General features: G+C 49.5%; 6 protein-coding genes. 3 read left to right on the forward strand and 3 right to left on the reverse strand.

The features are described 5' to 3' along the window. Nucleotides 1-179: 179 nt before the first annotated feature. Entirely contained in the window at nucleotides 180-2,159 is a 1,980-nt protein-coding gene (locus DW915_RS13425; protein ID WP_022461990.1) for an oleate hydratase, read from the forward strand. 228 nt (nucleotides 2,160-2,387) lie between these two features. On the opposite strand, the gene DW915_RS13430 is transcribed toward DW915_RS13425, so the two are convergent. From DW915_RS13430 to DW915_RS13440, 3 genes are read right to left on the reverse strand one after another with little or no spacing between them, the layout of a single operon-like run. Next, on the reverse strand, nucleotides 2,388-3,473 hold the full coding sequence (locus tag DW915_RS13430; protein WP_118742268.1) for an ethanolamine utilization protein EutH: 1,086 nt from the start codon (nucleotides 3,471-3,473) through the stop codon (nucleotides 2,388-2,390). 34 nt (nucleotides 3,474-3,507) lie between these two features. After that, on the reverse strand, nucleotides 3,508-4,014 hold the full coding sequence (locus DW915_RS13435) for a DUF5721 family protein (protein ID WP_055221274.1): 507 nt from the start codon (nucleotides 4,012-4,014) through the stop codon (nucleotides 3,508-3,510). Between the two features lie 6 nt (nucleotides 4,015-4,020). Continuing rightward, nucleotides 4,021-4,902 (reverse strand): magnesium transporter CorA family protein, encoded by an 882-nt coding sequence (locus DW915_RS13440; RefSeq protein WP_022461993.1) that lies wholly within the window; start codon nucleotides 4,900-4,902, stop codon nucleotides 4,021-4,023. Nucleotides 4,903-5,228: 326 nt separating this feature from the next. Here DW915_RS13440 and DW915_RS13445 point away from each other — a divergent pair, with 326 nt between their 5' ends. Further along, nucleotides 5,229-6,068 carry a DegV family protein gene (locus DW915_RS13445; protein ID WP_022461994.1) on the forward strand — a complete coding sequence of 280 codons (840 nt, stop codon included), beginning with the start codon at nucleotides 5,229-5,231 and terminating at the stop codon, nucleotides 6,066-6,068. Nucleotides 6,069-6,165: 97 nt separating this feature from the next. Further along, nucleotides 6,166-6,537 carry a hypothetical protein gene (locus tag DW915_RS13450; protein WP_022461995.1) on the forward strand — a complete coding sequence of 124 codons (372 nt, stop codon included), beginning with the start codon at nucleotides 6,166-6,168 and terminating at the stop codon, nucleotides 6,535-6,537. Nucleotides 6,538-6,795 lie beyond the last annotated feature (258 nt).

Genomic DNA, 6,795 nt, shown 5'->3' on the forward strand with positions numbered 1-6,795 from the left:
ATCCGCCTTGTTTTGTAAATGGAAAAGCGGGGAAAAATGAAGTAAGATTCAAATTGTCAACAGACAATGGCAACACAAATAGAAACTTGTAAAACAAAGAAAGCAGCATAACCTATACGAACCGGAAATTCGAAAAAACATTCCGGCAGTCGTATTTAGAAAAGAAAGGATGAACGTCTATGTCAAAAAAAGGATTAAAATTCGGAATCGCATCAGCAGCAGTCATCGGAGCTGGAGCAGCAGTGCTGCGGGCAAAAAACAAGAGTGAAGCAAAAAAAGCAGCGGAGACAACCACTGTAACATCAGAACCAAAGAATGATTACCGCAACACCGAGCGCGGAAAAGATAAGAAAAACAGCAAAGGCATTTATTACACCAACGGAAACTACGAAGCCTTCGCAAGACCGGAAAAACCGGAAGGCGTCGATGAGAAGAGCGCATACCTCGTAGGAAGCGGCCTCGCAGCCCTCGCAGCAGCGTGCTTCCTCGTAAGAGACGGCCAGATGAAAGGCGATCACATCCACATTCTGGAAGCCATGGACATCGCTGGCGGTGCCTGCGACGGTATCTACGATCCGACCCGCGGCTACATCATGAGAGGCGGCCGTGAGATGGAAAACCACTTCGAGTGCCTGTGGGATCTGTTCCACAGCATCCCGTCAATTGAGACACCTGGCGTATCCGTTCTCGACGAGTATTACTGGCTGAACAAAAAAGACCCGAACTACTCCCTGTGCCGTGCAACGAAGAACCGCGGCGAGGATGCCCATACCGACGGCAAGTTCAACCTGAGCCAGAAAGGCTGCATGGAGATCATGAAACTCTTCATGACAAGAGACGAGGATCTGTACGACAAGACGATCGAGGATGTTTTCGATGATGAAGTCTTCAATTCCACCTTCTGGCTGTACTGGAGAACGATGTTCGCATTCGAAAACTGGCACAGTGCACTGGAGATGAAGCTGTACTTCCAGCGGTTCATTCACCACATCGGCGGACTGCCGGACTTCTCCGCACTGAAATTCACGAAGTACAACCAGTATGAATCCCTGATTCTTCCGATGAAGAAATACCTCGAGGATGCCGGCGTAGACTTCCAGTTCAATACCGAAGTAACCAACGTTATCTTTGAAATCAACGATGGAAAGAAAGTAGCAAAAGCCATCGAGTGCAAAGTAAACGGCGTCGAGAAAGGCATCGTTCTCACCGAGAATGACCTCGTCTTCGTTACCAACGGAAGCTGTACCGAAGGCACGATCTACGGCGATCAGAACCATGCACCGAACGGTGATGCAGAGGTCCGCACGAGCGGCTGCTGGAGCCTGTGGAAAAACATTGCAAAACAGGATCCGTCCTTTGGACATCCGGAGAAATTCTGCTCCGATATTGCAAAGACAAACTGGGAATCCGCAACAATTACCACTCTCGACAATAAGATCATTCCGTATATCACCAATATCTGCAAACGTGATCCGAGAACCGGAAAGGTTGTTACCGGCGGTATCGTAAGCTGCCAGGATTCCAAGTGGCTTTTAAGCTGGACCATCAACCGTCAGGGACAGTTCAAAGAGCAGGATAAAGATAAGGTATGCGTATGGGTTTACAGCCTGTTCACCGATGTACCTGGCGACTATGTGAAGAAACCGATGAAAGAGTGCACTGGTAAAGAGATCACCGAAGAGTGGCTGTACCACCTCGGCGTGCCGGTTGACCAGATTCCGGAGCTGGCAGAGAACAGCGCTGTCTGCGTACCGACCATGATGCCGTACATCACCGCATTCTTTATGCCAAGAAGAAAGGGCGACCGCCCGGATGTCATCCCGGATGGCTGCGTCAACTTCGCATTCCTCGGACAGTTCGCTGAGACACCAAGAGATACCATCTTCACGACAGAGTATTCCGTTCGTACCGCAATGGAAGCTGTTTACGGACTCCTCGGCGTAGACCGCGGCGTGCCGGAAGTATGGGGCAGCGTTTACGATATCCGCGACCTGCTGGACAGCTCCGTGAAACTGATGGATGGAAAATCCCCGCTGGAAATCGAGCTTCCTGGACCGCTCAACCTGCTGAAAAAACCTCTGCTGAAACTGGTAGATGGAAATGTAGTTGGAGATCTCTTAAAAGAGCATGGAATTATCAAAGAGGATATGGTGAAATAAGAAATAGAAAATAAGTAAGAAATTCAATAAGACCTGCGCTTTCAAACGGCGCAGGTCTTATTGCGTTGCTATGTATGCTCTCAAACAATTATAGCAATTCCAGAAAATAATGCAAAAAATCCAGCACTGCAGAACGTGAATTACTGCGTCACGGATTTTCGTCGTACCCCGGTACGCCTTCAAATCCGTTCCTTGTAATTCGCGCCCTGCAGCACTGCCTTTTTTGCGTTATTTTCTGGTCTTGCTATAAGCAGATTTCTTCGTGAAAAACAGTGCGGCACAGACGGCGGCGATGCCTCCGGCGAGCTTTGCAACGAGAAGCGGCACGACAAAATCAGGATCGGTGCCGAACGTAAATCCCATATGTGCGGCGATGGTCGATGCGGCGGAGACGAGGAAAGCTGCGTTTACAATCTTTCCGCGCTCGTCCATTTTTTCCATCATTGTGATCGCCGGAACAGGGCTGACAATGCCCATCAGAAGGCCGGCGGCACTGCTGTCGTTCATGCCGGTTTTTCTTCCAATAAAAGAGAGCGACTTTTTGAGCACCCGCTGTAAAAGCTCCGCCGTCGGAAGGCTGCCGAGCAGTACAATGCCGATAGACGAGACAACCGCCATCGCGTCCTCCAGCGGCGCAAGGTCCGGGAGCAGCGAAAAGCCGGTCATATAGCAGAACGCGCCCGCGATGAGGCCGATCGTCGTCAGAAGCCGGATCACATCTGCAAATACCGTGAACGCGCGCACGGTCTGTTCCGGAAAACGCCAGATGCCGAACATCAGCAGAAAGCAGAAGAGGAGCACCGGGAGCGACTGAAGTACGATCTGCAGAAAAGAGAGCCCTGAGAGCAGTCCGCCGACGATCATCGTGACGGGAAGCGTGCCCGTGCCGATCAGCATGCCGCGGGAGAAAAAGAGGCGGTCGCCGCTTTTCAGCATTCCCATGCCGACCGGAATCGTAAAGGTGATGGTACAGCCAAGCGTCGCCGCAATCACAAGTCCTGCGTAGCGTACCATCTCCTGCGATGCCGAAAGCTCTCCGGCGAGCTGGTAGCCGCCCATGTCAATGGCGAGAATGCCGGCGAGAAGTCCCGCATCCAGACCAAAAAAGTTCCAGATGGGAACGAGGGCGAAACGGAGAAAGCGGGAGAGCAGCGGGGTGAGGCAGATGATGCCCGACATGGAAAGTGCCGTCGGTCCAAGCAGCGTAAAGCCCTCCTCAAACCGTTTTCCAAGTCCGAAGCGATTGCCAGCGATCCGGTCGACACCGCCGAGTACCGCGCCGACTGCCATGATCCACATAATAATCTGATTCATAAAAAGAGAACCTTTCTAAATAAGTATTTTGTCTTTATATCTGTTCTTCAAATGCAATTTCATTTTTCAGCAGAAACTGGCGGACTTCCTCATCGAAGACGCGGTCGAGCGACTTGTCCATCGTAAAGATTTTGAGGGAAGTTCCGGTGGTAAGTAAGAGTTTTCCGTCCTTATACTGAAAATTCAGAAAGCATCCAAACACGTTCTCTATTTCCAGCGGCAGCGCATGGTCCGCGATCATTTTTTCGCACGCCGCCTGCGGAAGCTGAAACACAAATTTGAACTGCAGGGGTGTCCGTTTTCCTTTGATGACGGAATAGCAGAACGATTTCACATCTTTCCAGAGAAGCCGCGTCCGCCCTTTTTCTTTTAAGAGCTGCGCGTCATCGGGATCGAAAAAGTCCGTGTGAAGACTGCCGTCGATGGAGAACGTCGTAAACGTTGTGATCGACGCCTCGGAGACTGGAAAGCGGTCAAATGTCTCGAGACGGAGCAGGGTGTTCATAAAATTCTTTAACTGTGTAATCTGCAGGATAATCATCCGTAGTTAAAACCAGCCTTTCTTTTTAAAATACCAAATTTCAACAGCAACAATGAGAATACAGACGCCGATCAGGATGAAGTACGCATACGGGGCAGAAAGCTCAGGCATATGCGTAAAATTCATGCCGTACCAGCCGGCGATCAGGGAAAGCGGGAAAAAGATCGTCGAGACGACCGTCAGAATCCGCATCGTATCGTTCTGACGCAGGTCGATCTGCGCCTGCTGCATCTCGCGGATCTGCAGGGCGTACTCCCGCAGCATCTGGGTGTGGTCGTACAAACGGTCCACGCGGTTTCCAAGGCGCGAAAACTGACGGGCGCATTCCGGGGGAAGAAAGTGATTTTCGTCCTCGGAGAGTATTTCGCACATGTCGAGAAGCTGCTGGTAATAGGCATGGAACACGAGCAGCTCCCGACGGATCGTGATCAGGGTCCGCTGCAGCTCTTTTGGCAGAGTGTCGAGAAGAGACTCCTCGATTGTCGCGAGGCGCTTCTCAAAATTCTGCAGATAGAGCATATCCTCCTGGATCAGCGATTCCAGAAACGAGAAAAACAGGTGGAAGACATCGGAAGTATCGAGCGGTTCTTCCGGGAAGAGGAGGCTCTGCAAAGCCGGAAGTGTCTGTTCGTCGGCTGCCAGAATAAGCTGCCCCCGGTCGAGATAAAACGCAAGCGAGAATGCAAGGTGAAGCGGATGCGTCTTGTCCGGGACGGCAAGCGATCCGACCAGGCAGTCAGGCAGCAGCTCTGCGCGGCAGTATTCGATGCGCTCCGGCTGCAGACTGCGCCGGAAAAGAGAAAATCCGGGCAGCGCCGCGCAGGCTTTGGAAGCTTCCGAAAACGAAAGCAGGGAAAGCCGGACCGAATCCGAAAAAGTCCATTCCATACGTACCACCTCCTGAAAATAAGCAATGGAAAAATATCCATAAACAAAAAAGCCGTATGACCGTAGTATACCGCAAAAAGGGGAGTGCGACAAGAAAAGGAAAAAACTTTTAACGGAAAAACTTTTATTGGGAAAAAACTTTTTGCAATGGAGCACTAAGTGTGTTATGATAAAATGTAGTTATCAAAACTACATGACAAAATATCAAAAAATTCACTGTGTCGAATTCGTCCCTAGTTCAGGAAGGTTTGAAAAAGAGCGGTGATTGGAAATACGAAACGTCCGCAGTGAGAAAAAGCGGAATCAAGTTTGGAGGGACAAAATATATGAGTTTTCACATTGTTGCAGACAGCTGCTGTGAACTGACAGCAGATATGAAAAAAAGAGGAAATATTGAAATTGCACCGCTGACCCTGGAAGTCGGTGGTGAATCCATTCTGGATGACGAAACATTTGATCAGAAGTCATTCCTAAGAAAAGTGGCGGAGTGCCCGGAATGCCCAAAATCCGCATGCCCGTCTCCGGAGTATTTCCGCACGGCATTTCTGAACGGGGCAAAGCACTGCTATGCGGTAACGCTTTCCGCACAGCTCAGCGGATCCTATAACAGTGCAGTGCTTGGAGCCAACCTGGCACAGGAAGAAGATGAGGACTTGAAAATTCATGTGTTTAATTCCAGAAGTGCATCCATCGGTGAGACACTGATTGTGAAAAAAATCGTGGAGTGTGAAGAAGCCGGTATGAGCTTTGAACGTGTAGTTGAGACAGTAGAACTCTACATCAGCACACAGCATACCTATTTTGTGCTGGAAAATCTCGAAACGTTGCGGAAAAACGGCCGCCTTTCCAAAACAAAAGCACTTGTTGCATCCGCGCTTAAGATCAAACCGGTTATGGGAGCCACATCGGAGGGCGATATCGTACAGCTCGATCAGGCGCGCGGCATCAACAAAGCACTGATGAAAATGGTCGATGCCATTGTAAATGACGCACAGCATGTAGAAAACAAAACGCTTGCCATCTCTCATTGCAACTGCCCGGAGCGCGCCGAGATGGTAAAAGAAGCCCTTCTGGAGCGCCTTGCGGTACAGGATGTCTTCGTACTCGATACCCAGGGCGTCAGCAGTATGTATGCAAATGACGGCGGAATTATCATTGCATTATAACTTTTCTCTTCCCTTTTTGTTGAAAATGTAGTATAATTTTCAACATGTTTGAAAGTGCCGCCGAGCACTTTTTAGAAATCAAAGGAGAAGTAGAACCATGAGTCAGGAAAAAGTTGACCGCTATAAAAAGGAAAAAGCGAACCGTGAGAAAATCATGAGACGTGAAAGATGGATCACGAGACTGGAAGTTACCGCTTTCGTCGTTGTTCTGGCTACCCTGATCGGCTGGTTCTCCGTTGCTGTTTACCAGAACTCGGTAGCAGAGAAAAAGGCGAACCGCACGAAAGAAACCACAACGATGAACGTGACGGATATTCAGAATTATCTGAGCGAGACTAACACATCCAGCGACAGCAGTGCAGATGACACCAGCGACAGCTCTGATGCTTCCGATACATCTTCGGACAGCACAGCAGATACGGCAAGTGACAGCACAGCAGATTCCATCAGCGAAAGTACAGCGGAATAAGCAGAATTGTTAAAGAAAGTAAAAGCGCTTACCACAGACGGGAAAATCCCGGAGTGATAAGCGCTTTTGTTATAGAGATTTATAGCAATCCCCGAAAATAATGCAAAAAATTCAGCACCGCAGAGCGTGAATTACTGCGTCACAGATTTTCGTCGTACCCCGGTACGCCTTCAAATCTGTTCCTTGCAATTCGCGCTCTGCAGCACTGCCTTTTTTGCATTATTTTCGGGTCTTGCTATAGAAAAAACTATGAGAAAC

It is taken from the genome of Blautia sp. AM42-2 (assembly GCF_003480245.1).
Lineage (GTDB): Bacteria > Bacillota > Clostridia > Lachnospirales > Lachnospiraceae > Fusicatenibacter > Fusicatenibacter saccharivorans.